This window comes from Burkholderia sp. BCC1047 (genome assembly GCF_902833155.1).
Taxonomy (GTDB): domain Bacteria; phylum Pseudomonadota; class Gammaproteobacteria; order Burkholderiales; family Burkholderiaceae; genus Burkholderia; species Burkholderia sola.
The window spans coordinates 48,026-63,047 of record NZ_CADFEH010000016.1; the positions used below are offsets into that span (position 1 = coordinate 48,026).

General features: G+C 67.2%; 12 protein-coding genes. 10 read left to right on the top strand and 2 right to left on the bottom strand.

Going from position 1 to position 15,022, the window contains the following annotated elements:
* Positions 1-113: 113 nt before the first annotated feature.
* A complete protein-coding gene (locus HWX55_RS17905) occupies positions 114-1,106 on the bottom strand; it encodes a fumarylacetoacetate hydrolase family protein (RefSeq protein ID WP_175976679.1) in 993 nt (330 codons plus the stop codon).
* A 129-nt stretch (positions 1,107-1,235) separates the two neighbouring features.
* Between HWX55_RS17905 and HWX55_RS17910 the strand changes: the two genes are divergently transcribed.
* The 5 genes from HWX55_RS17910 (at position 1,236) to metH (ending at position 7,999) form a co-directional block, all read left to right on the top strand.
* Positions 1,236-2,102 carry an IclR family transcriptional regulator gene (locus tag HWX55_RS17910; RefSeq protein ID WP_027812547.1) on the top strand — a complete coding sequence of 289 codons (867 nt, stop codon included), beginning with the start codon at positions 1,236-1,238 and terminating at the stop codon, positions 2,100-2,102.
* A gap of 113 nt (positions 2,103-2,215) precedes the next feature.
* Positions 2,216-3,466 carry a DUF3108 domain-containing protein gene (locus tag HWX55_RS17915; protein WP_175976680.1) on the top strand — a complete coding sequence of 417 codons (1,251 nt, stop codon included), beginning with the start codon at positions 2,216-2,218 and terminating at the stop codon, positions 3,464-3,466.
* A gap of 247 nt (positions 3,467-3,713) precedes the next feature.
* Positions 3,714-3,971 carry a DUF3567 domain-containing protein gene (locus tag HWX55_RS17920; protein ID WP_006477667.1) on the top strand — a complete coding sequence of 86 codons (258 nt, stop codon included), beginning with the start codon at positions 3,714-3,716 and terminating at the stop codon, positions 3,969-3,971.
* A gap of 201 nt (positions 3,972-4,172) precedes the next feature.
* A complete protein-coding gene (locus HWX55_RS17925; RefSeq protein WP_175976681.1) occupies positions 4,173-5,240 on the top strand; it encodes a homocysteine S-methyltransferase family protein in 1,068 nt (355 codons plus the stop codon).
* A gap of 41 nt (positions 5,241-5,281) precedes the next feature.
* Positions 5,282-7,999 (top strand): methionine synthase, encoded by a 2,718-nt coding sequence (metH, locus tag HWX55_RS17930; protein WP_175976682.1) that lies wholly within the window; start codon positions 5,282-5,284, stop codon positions 7,997-7,999.
* A 112-nt stretch (positions 8,000-8,111) separates the two neighbouring features.
* On the opposite strand, the gene HWX55_RS17935 is transcribed toward metH, so the two are convergent.
* A complete protein-coding gene (locus HWX55_RS17935) occupies positions 8,112-8,435 on the bottom strand; it encodes a DUF1840 domain-containing protein (RefSeq protein ID WP_006489103.1) in 324 nt (107 codons plus the stop codon).
* A 200-nt stretch (positions 8,436-8,635) separates the two neighbouring features.
* Between HWX55_RS17935 and argS the strand changes: the two genes are divergently transcribed.
* The 5 genes from argS to HWX55_RS17960 all read left to right on the top strand — a co-directional run bounded on the left by argS (position 8,636) and on the right by HWX55_RS17960 (position 14,969).
* Positions 8,636-10,417, top strand: a complete 1,782-nt coding sequence (gene argS / locus HWX55_RS17940) for an arginine--tRNA ligase (protein WP_175976683.1) — start codon at positions 8,636-8,638, stop codon at positions 10,415-10,417.
* 120 nt (positions 10,418-10,537) lie between these two features.
* Complete coding sequence (locus tag HWX55_RS17945; RefSeq protein ID WP_175976684.1) at positions 10,538-11,437, top strand: SPOR domain-containing protein; 900 nt, start codon at positions 10,538-10,540, stop codon at positions 11,435-11,437.
* 70 nt (positions 11,438-11,507) lie between these two features.
* Positions 11,508-12,146 (top strand): thiol:disulfide interchange protein DsbA/DsbL, encoded by a 639-nt coding sequence (locus HWX55_RS17950; RefSeq protein WP_027785573.1) that lies wholly within the window; start codon positions 11,508-11,510, stop codon positions 12,144-12,146.
* A gap of 19 nt (positions 12,147-12,165) precedes the next feature.
* Positions 12,166-12,939, top strand: coding sequence for an SDR family oxidoreductase (locus tag HWX55_RS17955; protein WP_175976685.1), 774 nt, complete (start codon positions 12,166-12,168; stop codon positions 12,937-12,939).
* Positions 12,940-13,358: 419 nt separating this feature from the next.
* Positions 13,359-14,969 (top strand): ABC transporter substrate-binding protein, encoded by a 1,611-nt coding sequence (locus tag HWX55_RS17960; RefSeq protein WP_175976686.1) that lies wholly within the window; start codon positions 13,359-13,361, stop codon positions 14,967-14,969.
* The last annotated feature ends 53 nt before the right edge of the window (positions 14,970-15,022 follow it).

A 15,022-nucleotide genomic window follows, 5' to 3' on the forward strand; every position in this document is an offset into this window, starting at 1 on the left:
ACGCTTGAATCGAGTGTAGCCAAGCCCGCGCGGTCAAACATCGGGCGAAACCCGGCGCGCGGGCCGAGGCCGGGGTTCGCCGTCGCGTCGCGTTGCGTTACGTACCGCGCCGCTTATGCCGCGCCGTCGGGCGGGGAAACCGACTGCTCGATCGCGCCGAAGATCGACTTGCCGGCCGCGTCGAACATCTCGATGCGCACGGTGTCGCCATAGCGCATGAACTCGGTCTGCGGCGCGCCGTGCTCGATCGTCTCGAGGCAGCGCTTCTCGGCGATGCAGCAGTAGCCGCGCTTCGCGTCCTTGTTCGATACCGTACCGGAGCCGACGATCGAGCCGGCGCGCAGGTTGCGCGTCTTCGCCGCGTGCGCGATCAACTGGCCGAAGTGGAACACCATGTCGGTGCCGGCGTCGGGCTGGCCGACCTTCTTGCCGTTCCAGTGGACGATCATCGGGCGGTGCACGCGGCCCTCGCGCCATTCGTCGCCGAGCTCGTCGGGCGTGACGGCGACCGGCGCGAACGCGGTAGCCGGCTTGCTCTGGAAGAAGCCGAAGCCCTTCGCGAGTTCGGCCGGAATCAGGTTGCGCAGCGACACGTCGTTCACGAGCGTGACGAGCCGCACGGCCTTCAGCGCATCGTCGGGCGACGCGCTCATCGACACGTCGCCGGTGATCACCGCGACTTCCGCCTCGAAATCGATGCCCCATTCCTCGGACGGGCATACGACGTCGTCGCGCGGCCCCAGGAAATCGTCGCTGCCGCCCTGGTACATCAGCGGATCGGTCCAGAACTCGGGCGGCATCTCGGCGCCGCGCGCACGGCGCACGAGCTCGACGTGGTTCACGTACGCGGAGCCGTCGGCCCACTGGAACGCGCGCGGCAGCGGCGCCATGCAGTTGGCCGGGTCGAATGTGAACGCGTTGCGCGCGCGGCCGTGGTTCAGCGCGTCGTACAGGTCGCGCAGTTGCGGCGCGTAGAACGCCCAGTCGTCGAGGACGCGCTGCAGCGTCGGCGCGATCGCATCGGCAATCGCCGCGGTGTGCAGGTCGCGCGACACGACGATCAGCTGGCCGTCGCGCGTGCCGTCCTTCAGCGAAGCAAGTTTCATAGGGAGGATCTGCCGTTGTAGTGACGATGGAGGGAATCTATTTTACGATGGTGAATCCCTGCGGCGCGCCATGATCGCGCACGCCGTTTTCGCCCTGTTTCCTGTCGCATTTTCGCGCACCCGTTGCCCATGCCCGCCAGCCCGCTCCCCGACGACGATCTCGCCGACTCCGACACCGACGACGCCGCTTCCGGCGAGCACGGCGAAAAAGTTCGTTCCGGCATCCAGTCGATCGAGGTCGGCTTCCGCCTGCTCGACGTGCTGACGAGCGAGCCGCGCGCGATGATGCTGCGCGATCTCGCGCAGCGCGCGGGCATGAGCCCGGCGAAGGCGCACCGCTACCTGGTCAGCTTCTCGCGGCTCGGCGTCGTGTCGCAGGACCCTGTCTCTGGCCGCTACGAGCTCGGCGGCTTCGCGCTGCAGATGGGCCTCGCGCGGCTCGCGCGCGTCGACGGCGTGAAGCTCGCGCGGATCGCGCTGACCGAATTCCGCGACCGTCTCGACCAGACGGTCGGCATCGCGGTATGGGGCAACCAGGGGCCGACGATCGTGCACTGGATGGAATCGAGCCATCCGGCGAAGGCGTCGCTGAAGCTCGGCGACGTGATGCCGCTGCTCGGCTCCGCGACGGGCCTGCTGTTCGCCGCGTACCTGCCGCGCAGCAAGACCGCCGCGATGCTCGAGCGCGAACTCGCCGATACGCGCCGCTCGCCGCACCACGGCGGCCCGCGCACGCTCGACGAAGTCGACGCGGTGCTCGCCGACGTGCGCGAGCACCAGGCCGCGCGCGTCGAAGGGATGCTGCTGCCGACGATCCACGCGTTCTGCATGCCCGTGTTCGACGCGGTCGGCGAACTCGCGCTCGCGATCGTCGCGCTCGGCCAGGAAGGCTCGTTCGACATCGCGTGGGGCGGCGAGATCGACACCGCGCTGCGCGCATGCGCGCAGAAACTGTCTTACGAACTCGGCTATAGTCCCGACGCACGCGACGCCTGACACATCCGGTTCACGCGACGTCACGCCTCGCGAACGCGCAGCGCATCCGGCGGTCCGATTCCTGTGGCGCGCGCCGCGCGCCCGATGTCACCCACGCGCCCGACCCTGTTCCAATGCCCAACCAGCCTGCCGACCTTCGCCCGAATCACGCCCTGCCCCGCCGCTGGCTGCGCGTGGGCGTCGCGCTGGTCGCCGTGCTGGTACTGCACGCGCTTGCCGGGTTCTGGCTGATGCGCAACCGCGAATCGTTCACGCCGCCGCCGCCCGCTGAGATCCCCGTGCAGATCGAGCTGCTGAAACCGCAACCGATCGAGCGCCAGCCCGCGCCACCGGAACCGAAGCCGGTCGAACGTCCGGCCGCACCCAAGGCTGCCGCGCCGGAGGCCGCCCCGCCGAAACCCGCGCCGTCGCACGAGCCGGTACTCACGTCCACGCAGACGGCCGAGCACGGCGAACCGCCGGCGGCCGCCGCATCCGCGGCGAGCGGCGCATCGGGGGCTTCGGGCACGCAAGCCGCGTCGGCCGCGGGGGCCAGCGCCGCGACGCCGGGGCCTGCCACGAGCGGCGTGAAGTTCGCCGCGCCGCCATCCGGCGACCTGCAATACGACACGTTCTACAACGGCATGCAGAACATGATCGGCACGATCCACTGGCGCACCGACGGGCACACGTACGACCTGTCGGTGTCGATGCCGGTGCCGTTCGTCGGCCCGTTCACCTATCGCAGCGAAGGCCGCATCGACGCGTTCGGCGTCGCGCCCGACCGTTACGTCGAGAAGCGCGGCAAGCGGCCGGAAGACATCGCGATCTTCAACCGCGAGATCCGGCAGGTGGTGTTCACGCGCACGCCGAACAACGCGCCGCTGCCCGACGGCGTGCAGGACCGCTTCAGCATGCTGATGCAGTTGTCGGGGCTGCTGCGCGGCAATCCCGCCGCCTACAAGCCGGGCGTCACGCAGCAGTTCTTCGTGATCGACAACAACAGCGGCGAGACCTGGCCGATCACCGTGATCGGCGACGAGCAGGTGCAGACGCAGGCCGGCATCGTCGGCGCGCGCCACTTCATGCGCCTGCCGCGCCGCGACGGCGACACGCGCCGCATCGACATGTGGCTCGCGCCGTCGCTCGGCTGGCTGCCCGCGCGGCTCGTGCAGACCGAGCCGAACGGTGCGCAGATCGAGCTGCTGTGGCACGGCCGCCTCGCCGCACCGAACGTGCCCGCCGATGCAGCGCCCGCCGGCGCAACGAACGCGCCCACCGCGGCGTCGACGCCCGATGCATCGCCTGCGCCGCCTGCGGAACCGGCGCCATCGACACCGCCCGCGACGATGCAACCACCGGCGGCGTCGACTGTCATACAGTGATAAACGCACATGAATCGGCAATTTCGACCGATTACAGTTTTTCCGGAAATGGCCGATGACATTCTTTAACAACTATTTCAGTCCACCGGCTCACAATGAGAAACGTTTGATAGACATCGGCTTCTAACCGATACACCCCACGCAAACGGGAGAACGGGGTGTGCAGCGCAAGCCCCTTGAAACCGGCAAGGCTTGCCCCACCTAGGGGACAACAAGGCCAGATGCCACTGCGAAGAGGAGTGCCGCCATGCAAATGATCTACAACAGCCCCAACTACTGCGTCGTCGAATTTGCGCCGCAGGCCGGCCATCACCTGATGAATGCCGGCGGATACGAAATCGTCGACAAGAACGCGCAGCGCGAAATCTTCATCGACGGCGAACTTGCCGAACGATTCCGCGCGCACGTGAAGCAGCTGATCGAGGATGAACCGTCGCTCGACGAGGTCGACGAATTCCTCGGACAATTCGACAGCCTGATGATGATGCCCGTCGTGCTGCACTGACGACTCGCGGCCCGGCGCGTCACGCGGCCGGGCCATTCGCCGCGCATCGATGCGGCGCCGCGTGCACTCCGATCCTGCCCCCGTCCGGCTCGCCGGCGGGGGCTTTCATTTGGCGGGCCGTCCGGCCGCGCGGCGAGGGCCGGCGACCGCTTGACGCACCGGCTACAATGACGGTTTTCCGTCTTCGCCGGTCTTCCGCCCATGTCTGCGACTCCTCTCGCCGCTCCCGTCCCGCTCGACGCGTCCTACACGCGCGGCGCCGCCCTGCCCGCGCTGCTGAAATCGCGCATCCTGATCCTCGACGGCGCGATGGGCACGATGATCCAGCGCTACAAGCTCGACGAAGCCGCGTATCGCGGCGAGCGCTTCAAGGATTTCCCGCGCGACATCAAGGGCAACAACGAGCTGCTGTCGCTCACGCAGCCGCAGATCATCCGCGAGATCCACGACCAGTACTTCGCGGCCGGCGCCGACATCGTCGAAACCAACACGTTCGGTGCGACGACCGTCGCCCAGGCCGACTACGGGATGGAAGATCTCGTCGTCGAGATGAACGTCGAATCGGCGAAGCTCGCGCGCGAATCGGCCGCGAAATACGCGACTCGGACCAAGCCGCGCTTCGTCGCGGGCGCGATCGGGCCGACGCCGAAGACGGCCAGCATCTCGCCGGACGTCAACGATCCGGGCGCACGCAACGTCACGTTCGACGAGCTGCGCACGTCGTACTACCAGCAGGCGAAGGCGCTGCTCGACGGCGGCGTCGACCTGTTCCTCGTCGAGACGATCTTCGACACGCTGAACGCGAAAGCCGCGCTGTTCGCGCTCGACGAGCTGTTCGAGAACACCGGCGAGCGCCTGCCGATCATGATCTCGGGCACCGTCACCGATGCGTCGGGCCGGATTCTGTCGGGCCAGACCGTCGAGGCGTTCTGGAATTCGCTGCGTCACGCGAAGCCGCTCACGTTCGGCCTGAACTGCGCGCTCGGCGCGGCGCTGATGCGCCCGTACATCGCCGAGCTCGCGAAGCTGTGCGACACCTACGTGTCGTGCTACCCGAACGCGGGCCTGCCGAACCCGATGAGCGACACCGGTTTCGACGAAACGCCCGACGTCACGTCGGGCCTGCTGAAGGAATTCGCGCAGGCCGGGCTCGTGAACCTCGCGGGCGGCTGCTGCGGCACGACGCCCGAGCACATCGCCGAGATCGCGAAGGCGCTCGCCGACGTGAAGCCGCGCCGCTGGCCGAACCAGTACAGCGACCACGCCTGACCGACCGCCCCACGTCCATCATCAACAGAATTCGCACCGCCATGACCGATCACATGATGCGCCTTGCCGGCCTCGAGCCGTTCAACGTCACGCCCGGGACGCTCTTCATCAACGTCGGCGAACGCACCAACGTCACCGGCTCGAAGGCGTTCGCACGGATGATCCTCAACGGCCAGTTCGACGAGGCGCTCGCCGTCGCGCGCCAGCAGGTCGAGAACGGCGCGCAGGTGATCGACATCAACATGGACGAGGCGATGCTCGACTCGAAGGCGGCGATGGTGCGCTTCCTGAACCTGATCGCGTCGGAGCCGGACATCGCGCGCGTGCCGATCATGATCGACTCGTCGAAGTGGGACGTGATCGAGGCCGGCCTCAAGTGCGTGCAGGGCAAGGCGATCGTGAACTCGATCTCGCTGAAGGAAGGCGAGGACGCGTTTCGCCACCACGCGAACCTGATCCGCCGCTACGGCGCGGCCGCGGTCGTGATGGCGTTCGATGAAACCGGCCAGGCCGATACGTACGAACGCAAGACGGAGATCTGCAAGCGCTCGTACGACTTCCTCGTGAACGAAGTCGGCTTCCCGCCGGAAGACATCATCTTCGACCCGAACATCTTCGCGGTCGCGACCGGCATCGAGGAGCACAACAACTACGCGGTCGACTTCATCGAGGCGACCCGCTGGATCAAGCAGAACCTGCCGTTCGCGAAGGTGAGCGGCGGCGTGTCGAACGTGTCGTTCTCGTTCCGCGGCAACGACCCGGTGCGCGAGGCGATCCACACCGTGTTCCTGTACCACGCGATCCAGGCCGGGATGGACATGGGCATCGTGAACGCGGGCCAGCTCGGCGTGTATGCCGATCTCGACCCGGAGCTGCGCGAGCGCGTGGAAGACGTGATCCTGAACCGCCGCGACGATTCCACCGATCGTCTGCTCGAAATCGCCGACAAGTTCAAGGCGGGCGGCGCGAAGAAGGAAGAGAACCTCGAGTGGCGCAACCAGCCGGTCGAGAAGCGGCTCTCGCATGCGCTCGTGCACGGCATCACGACCTTCATCGTCGAGGACACCGAAGAAGTCCGCGCGAAGATCGCCGCGGCCGGCGGGCGTCCGATCAACGTGATCGAAGGGCCGCTGATGGACGGGATGAACATCGTCGGCGACCTGTTCGGCCAGGGCAAGATGTTCCTGCCGCAAGTGGTGAAGTCGGCGCGCGTGATGAAGCAGGCCGTCGCGCACCTGATCCCGTTCATCGAGGAAGAAAAGCGCCTGCTCGCGGAAGCGGGCGGCGACGTGCGCGCGAAGGGCAAGATCGTCATCGCGACCGTGAAGGGCGACGTGCACGACATCGGCAAGAACATCGTGTCGGTCGTGCTCCAGTGCAACAACTTCGAAGTCGTCAACATGGGCGTGATGGTCCCGTGCAACGAGATCCTCGCGAAGGCGAAGGTCGAGGGCGCGGACATCATCGGGCTGTCGGGCCTCATTACGCCGAGCCTCGAGGAAATGGCGTACGTCGCATCCGAAATGCAGCGCGACGACTACTTCCGCGTGAAGAAGATTCCGCTGTTGATCGGCGGCGCGACGACGTCGCGCGTGCACACGGCCGTGAAGATCGCGCCGCACTACGAAGGCCCGGTCGTCTACGTGCCGGACGCGTCGCGTTCGGTGTCGGTCGCGTCGAACCTGCTGTCGGACGAAGGCGCGGCGAAGTATCTCGACGAACTGAAGTCCGATTACGAACGGATCCGCGACCAGCATGCGAACCGCAAGGCGCAGCCGATGGTCACGCTCGCCGACGCGCGCGCGAACAAGACGAAGATCGACTGGGCCGGCTACCAGCCGGTGAAGCCGAAGTTCATCGGCCGCCGCGTGTTCAAGAACTACGACCTGAACGAGCTCGCGAACTACATCGACTGGGGCCCGTTCTTCCAGACCTGGGATCTCGCGGGCCCGTACCCGGCGATCCTGAACGACGAAATCGTCGGCGAATCGGCGCGGCGCGTGTTCTCCGACGCCAAGTCGATGCTCGCGCGCCTGATCCAGGGCCGCTGGCTGACCGCGAACGGCGTGATCGCGCTGCTGCCGGCGAATACCGTCAACGACGACGACATCGAGATCTACAGCGACGAGTCGCGCTCGGAAGTGCTGCTCACGTGGCGCAACCTGCGCCAGCAGAGCGTGCGGCCGGTGGTCGACGGCGTGATGCGGCCGAACCGTTCGCTCGCCGATTTCATCGCGCCGAAGGAGTCGGGTGTGGCCGACTACATCGGGATGTTCGCGGTGACGGCCGGCCTCGGCGTCGACGTGAAGGAAAAGCAGTTCGAAGCCGATCACGACGACTACAGCGCGATCATGCTGAAGGCGCTCGCCGACCGCTTCGCGGAAGCGTTCGCCGAAGCGATGCACGCACGCGTGCGGCGCGAGCTGTGGGGCTATGCGAGCGGCGAGACGCTCGACAACGACGCGCTGATCGCCGAGAAGTACGCGGGCATCCGCCCGGCGCCCGGCTACCCGGCCTGCCCCGACCACCTCGTGAAGCGCGACATGTTCGACGTGCTGCACGCGGACGAGATCGGCATGAGCGTGACCGATTCGCTGGCGATGCTGCCGGCGGCGAGCGTGTCGGGTTTCTACCTCGCGCATCCGGACAGCCGCTATTTCTCGGTCGGCAAAATCGGGCAGGACCAGCTCGAGGACTACGCGCAACGCATGGCGCTGTCGCTCGACGACGCGCGCCGCGCGCTCGCGCCGCAGCTCTGATCGACGCAAACGGGCGGCCCGGCCGCTCTTTCATCAGACAAAATAAAAAGCCCGCTCAAACGCGGGCTTTTTGCTCTCTGGCGAACCGTTCGATCCGCCCAAGCAAGGACGCTCAGAAGCCCCAGTGCACGTCGGCCTGGCCGGCCTTCGCTTCGCGCAGCATCGTCAGGAACGGCGCGACGCGCTGGGCGAGGCTCGGCGGCACTTCGTGGTGCGCGTGGTCGGCTTCGTCCTCGTGGAAATGGCCGGCGTGCTCGGCGCGCTCCTGCTTCGCCTGCGCGACCGCGCCTTCCAGCTTGGCGATCGCGTGGTCCAGTTCGTCGTGCGTAATGACACCGCGCTCGCCCAGCTGCTTGCCGACGAGACCCAGCACATACACGGCGAAATCCTTCAGCACGTCGAGATCCTGTGCCGCCTTGCTCTTGAACGTAATCATGACAATTCCCTTTTCATCTTGTTGTGCCTGCGCGGCGCGGTTGGGGAACGCCGACAGACCGGCGTCCGGCCTCGCGGACGCGGGCCGCCTGAGCGGCATATTAGCACCTGTTAAAATTCTGCGATCCCTGAAACGCGCGCTTAAAAAGCGCGCCGGCGGCCCGGCGTTTCCGGCCGCCACCAACGAAGCCTTCTACCAGCATGCTGCCAGCACACAAACAGACCCTCGAAGCCCTGCTCGCGGATAGCGTCAAGCAGGTCGCACACGCGCTGAAAGGCGCCGACGCAGCATTCGTCGCCCCCGCCATCACGCTGGAGCGCCCGAAGGTCGCCGCGCACGGCGACGTCGCGTGCAACGTCGCGATGCAGCTCGCGAAGCCGCTTGGCACGAACCCGCGCCAGCTCGCCGAGCAGATCGTCGCCGCACTGACCGCGCAGCCGGCCGCGCAAGGCCTCGTCGAAGCCGCCGAGATCGCCGGCCCCGGCTTCATCAACCTGCGCCTGTCGGCCGCCGCGAAACAGGCAGTAATCGCCGCCGTGTTCGACCAGGGCCGCGCGTTCGGCACGTCGGATCGCGAGAAAGGCAAGCAGGTGCTGCTCGAATTCGTGTCGGCCAACCCGACCGGCCCGCTGCACGTCGGCCACGGCCGCCAGGCCGCGCTCGGCGACGTGCTCGCGAACGTGATCGCGAGCCAGGGCTATGCGGTGCACCGCGAGTTCTACTACAACGACGCGGGCGTGCAGATCGGCAACCTGGCGATCTCGACGCAGGCGCGCGCCCGCGGCCTGAAGCCGGGCGACGCGGGCTGGCCGGAAGCCGCGTACAACGGCGAATACATCGCCGACATCGCGCGCGACTACCTGAACGGCGAAACGGTCGCCGCGTCGGACGGCGAGCCGGTCAAGGGCACGGGCGACGTCGAGGATCTCGACGCGATCCGCAAGTTCGCGGTCACGTACCTGCGTCGCGAGCAGGACATGGACCTGCAGGCGTTCGGCGTGAAGTTCGACCAGTACTACCTCGAGTCGTCGCTGTACAGCGAAGGCCGCGTCGAGCAGACGGTCGACGCGCTGGTCAAGGCCGGCATGACCTACGAGCAGGACGGCGCGCTGTGGCTGCGCACGACCGACGAAGGCGACGACAAGGATCGCGTGATGCGCAAGTCGGACGGCACGTACACGTACTTCGTGCCGGACGTCGCCTACCACGTGACGAAGTGGGAGCGCGGCTTCACGAAGGTGATCAACATCCAGGGTTCGGACCACCACGGCACGATCGCGCGCGTGCGCGCCGGCCTGCAGGGGCTGCGCATCGGGATCCCGAAAGGCTATCCCGACTACGTGCTGCACAAGATGGTCACGGTGATGCGCGACGGCCAGGAAGTGAAGATCTCGAAGCGCGCGGGCAGCTACGTGACGGTGCGCGACCTGATCGAATGGTCGGGCGGCGCGGCCGCGGGCCAGGAAGCGGCACCCGACCTGATCGACGAGGCGACCATCACGCGCGGCCGCGACGCGGTGCGTTTCTTCCTGATCTCGCGCAAGGCCGATACCGAGTTCGTGTTCGACATCGACCTCGCGCTGAAACAGAACGACGAAAACCCGGTCTATTACGTCCAGTACGCGCATGCGCGGATCTGCTCGGTGCTCAACGAACTGAAGTCGCGCTACAACGTCGACGTCGCGCAACTGCCGGGCGCCGACCTGTCGCAACTGACGAGCGCGCAAGCGGCATCGCTGATGCAGAAGCTCGCCGAGTATCCGGACATGCTCACGCACGCGGCGAACGAGCTGGCGCCGCACGCGGTCGCGTTCTACTTGCGCGATCTCGCTGGCGAATTCCACTCGTTCTACAATGCGGAGCGCGTGCTGGTCGACGACGAAGCGCCGCGCAATGCGCGCGCCGCGCTGCTCGCCGCGACCCGGCAGGTGCTCGAGAACGGCCTGGCGGTGCTCGGCGTATCCGCGCCCGCCAAGATGTAAGGATGTCAGCGCGGCCCCGAACCGGGCCGCGAATGGCCGCGGCAGCACCGGCCGGCGGATGCCCGTCGCCGGATGCCCGCCGCGGCCCTCTCACGATTCTTTTTGCAGGTGACTCAAGCAATGGCACAACCACGCCGAACTTCGAAGCAATCGAAACAAGCAGGAGGGACATTTCTTGGAATCGTGCTGGGCCTGATCGTCGGCCTCGCGATCGCGGTGGTGGTGGCGCTCTACATCACGCGTTCGCCGTCGCCGTTCGTGTCGAAGGTCGCGCCGCCGCCGGCCGACAACGGCGCGAGCCAGCCGCAGCAGTTCGACCCGAACCGCGCGCTGCAGGGCAAGACGCCCGGCCAGCCGGTGCCGCAGGCCGCGCAATCCGCGCCGCCCAACACCGCGCCCGGCCAGGCCGCGAACCAGACCCAGAGCGGCCTGCTGCCCGAGCCGCAGATCGTCGAAGTGCCGCCGTCGGGCAACACGAACGGCGCCACCGGCTCGAACAACACCGCCGCGTCGAACAATCCGTCGTCGGGCAACGGCGTCGCCGTCGCGCCGAAGCCGGCCGACACCACGCCGCCGCCGAAGAAGACGCAGCAAGCGCAGCAACAACAGCAGCAAGGCGGCGAGGACGACCTCGCACGCTTCGCCGCGCAGAAGCAGGCGCAGCAGGCCGCCGCGCAAAAGCAGCAGCAACAGCAGCAGGCCGCGAACACGCCGAAGCCGACGTCGTCGGCCACGGCCGCCGCGGCAGCAACGGCGAAGCCGCCGACCGCGAACGACGCGAACACCGGCTACTTCCTGCAGGTCGGCGCGTACAAGACGGAAGGCGATGCCGAGCAGCAGCGTGCGCGCCTCGGCTTCCAGGGCTTCGAGTCGAAGGTGTCGAAGCGCGACGTCAGCGGCGTGACCTATTTCCGCGTGCGCGTCGGCCCGTTCTCGAAGTTCGAGGATATGAACTCGGCCCGTCAGCGCCTGTCCGACGCAGGTGTCGACACGGCGGTGATCCGCTTCACGAAGCAGTAAGCCAACCGGCCGCGCCCACGCAGAACCCGTTACGTTCCGTAACCCGAGCAACTGATTCGACGTTCACAACATGAAAAAACTGCTTAGCACGCTCCTTCTGTCCCTGGGCCTGGCCGCCGGCCTCGCGCAGGCTTCGCCTGCCGCCCCGGTGTCCGGCAAGGACTTCGAGGTGATGAAGTCGCCGCAGCCGGTGTCCGCGCCGGCCGGCAAGGTCGAAGTCATCGAGTTCTTCTGGTACGGCTGCCCGCATTGCTACGAATTCGAGCCGACAATCGAGGCCTGGGTGAAGAAACAGGGCAACAACATCGACTTCAAGCGCGTGCCGGTCGCATTCCGTGACGATTTCCTGCCGCACTCGAAGCTGTTCTACGCGGTGTCCGCGCTCGGCATTTCCGAGAAGGTCACGCCGGCGATCTTCAACGCGATCCACAAGCAAAAGAACTACCTGCTCACGCCGCAGGCGCAGGCCGACTTCCTGGCCACGCAGGGCGTCGACAAGAAGAAGTTCATGGACGCGTACAACTCGTTCAGCGTGCAGGGCGAGGTGAACCAGTCGGCCAAGCTGCTGAAGGACTACGCGATCGACGGCGTGCCGACGGTCGTCGTCCAGGGCAAGTACAAGACGGGCCCCGCTTACACGAACAGCATCCCGGGTACCGCCCAGGTGCTCGACTTCCTCGTGAAGCAGGTCCAGGACAAGAAGCTCTGATCCCCGCCCGCGCGCCGGCATGACTACTCCGCTGAAGGCCTTCATCACCGGCGCGTCGAGCGGCCTCGGCCTCGCGATGGCCGAGGAATACGCCCGCCAGGGCGCCACGCTCGCGCTCGTCGCGCGGCGCACCGATGCACTCGATGCGTTCGCGCGGCGGTTCCCGAAGCTGTCCATCTCCGTCTATTCCGCCGACGTGCGCGATGCCGACGCGCTCGCGACGGCCGCCGCGTCGTTCATGGCCGCGCACGGCTGCCCCGACGTCGTGATCGCGAACGCGGGCATCAGCCAGGGCGCCGTCACGGGCCAGGGCGATCTCGCCACGTTCCGCGACGTGATGGACATCAACTACTACGGGATGGTCGCGACGTTCGAGCCGTTCGTCGGCCCGATGACGGCCGCCCGCCACGGCACGCTGGTCGGCGTCGCGAGCGTCGCCGGCGTGCGCGGGCTGCCCGGCTCCGGCGCGTACAGCGCGTCGAAATCGGCCGCGATCAAGTATCTGGAAGCGCTGCGCGTCGAGCTGCGTCCGGCCGGCGTCGGCGTCGTGACGATCGCGCCCGGCTACATTCGCACGCCGATGACCGCGCACAACCCGTACAAGATGCCGTTCCTGATGGACGCCGACCGCTTCGCCGCGCGTGCGGCGCGCGCGATCGCGCGGCAGCACGCGTTCCGCGTGATTCCGTGGCAGATGGGCGTCGTCGCGAAAGTGCTGCACGTGCTGCCGCGCTGGCTGTACGACCGCCTGTTCGAAAAGGCGCCGCGCAAGCCGAAGGCCGGCGCGCACTGAGTGCGTCGCGGATCCGGCGCGCGTCTCGCCGGATCGCTGTCGCGCCGCGGTGATCTGCATCGCCATACCGCGCGAATCCGCGCAGATCTCTACCCTCGTGTCGCACCGCTGCGGCGACCTGTTGGTTCCATTGAGCGCGCTGCGCCGCGCATTTCCGCCGCGCATTCGCAGCCGTCCGCCTCGCCCCGACCCGGAACGTCGCCTCCCACGCCGCGCTCGCACCACCCGCTCCGCCGCATCAACACCCGTTCCGTCGCGAACGCAGCCGTTTTTCGGTCAATTCGCTGCGTTCCGACGCCTTTTTCCACGCGTCGCGCGCTTTGACGGTATCCTATTCGCCAGCCGCGCGGCCCTGCCCGCTTCCGGGCCGCGCCTGCCTCCGTCATCCAGCGAAAAACACACGCCACGTGGGAGATCCTATGCACGTCAAGCCGTTCGCCGTGGCCGCGCTCGCGGTCGCCCTTGCCGCCCCCGGCCTCGCCGCCCCCGGCCTCGCCGCCGCCAAGCCGCTTACCGTCTGCACGGAATCGAGCCCGGACGGCTTCGACGTCGTGCAGTACAACTCGCTCGTCACGACCAACGCATCGGCCGACGTGATCTTCAACACGCTCGTGTCCTACGACGAAGCCGCGAAGAAAGTCGTACCCGCGCTCGCGGACAAATGGGAAGCGAGCGCCGACGGCCTCACGTACACGTTCCACCTGCGCCCGAACGTCGCGTTCCAGACCACCGACTATTTCAAGCCGGGCCGCGCGCTGAACGCGGACGACGTCGTGTTCACGTTCGCGCGGATGCTCGACGACGCGAATCCGTGGCACAAGGTGGCCGGCGCGAGCGGCTTCCCGCATGCGCAGTCGATGGGCCTCGTGAAGCTCGTGAAGTCGGTCACGAAGGTCGACGACAGCACGGTGAAATTCGTGCTGAACGAGCCGAACGCGACGTTCGTGCCGATCCTGACGATGGGCTTCGCGTCGATCTACTCGGCCGAATACGCGGACCAGTTGCTGAAGGCCGGCAAGCAGGCCGACCTGAACGCGAAGCCGGTCGGCACCGGCCCGTTCGTGCTGAAGAGCTATACGAAGGATGCGCTGATCCGCTACGACGCGAACCCGACGTACTGGGGCACGAAGCCGAAGGTCGACCGGCTGATCTACGCGATCACGCCCGACCCGTCGGTGCGCCTGCAGAAGGTGAAGGCCGGCGAATGCCAGATCGCGCTGTCGCCGAAGCCGCAGGACGTGCTCGCCGCGAAGGGCGAAAGCGCGCTGAAGGTCGTGCAGACGCCCGCGTTCATGACCGCGTTCGTCGCGCTGAACACGCAGAAGAAGCCGCTCGACAACGACAAGGTGCGCGAGGCGCTGAACCTCGCGTTCGACCGCGCGACCTACCTGAAGGTCGTGTTCGACAACACCGCGACGGCCGCGAACAACCCGTATCCGCCGAACACGTGGAGCTACGCGAAGGACGTCGCGCCGTATGCGTACGATCCCGCGAAGGCGAAGCAATTGCTCGCACAGGCCGGCTTCCCGAACGGCTTCTCGACGACCATCTGGACGCGCCCGACCGGCAGCGTGCTGAACCCGAACCCGAAGGTCGGCGCGGAACTGCTGCAGGCCGACCTCGCGAAGGTCGGCGTGAAGGCCGAGGTGAAGGTGATCGAATGGGGCGAGCTGATCAAGCAGGCGAAGCTCGGCCAGCATGACATGCTGTTCATGGGCTGGGCCGGCGACAACGGCGATCCGGACAATTACCTGTCGCCGCTGTTCAGCTGCAACGCGGTGAAGTCGGGCATCAACTTCGCGCGCTTCTGCGACGCGCAGCTCGACAAGCTGATCGCCGACGGCAAGTCGACCGCCGATCAGGCCAAGCGCGCGAAGCTGTACGAAGGCGCGCAGAAGATCATCCACGACGAGGCGCTGTGGATCCCGCTCGGCTATCCGACCGCGGCCGCGCTCACGCGCACGAACGTGAGCGGCTATCACGTGAGTCCGTTCGGACGACAGAACTTCACGACGGTCGCCGTGCAGTAACCGTGCGTGGCGCGCAAGCGACGGCGTTCGCGCCGCTCGCTTGCGGCCCGCGC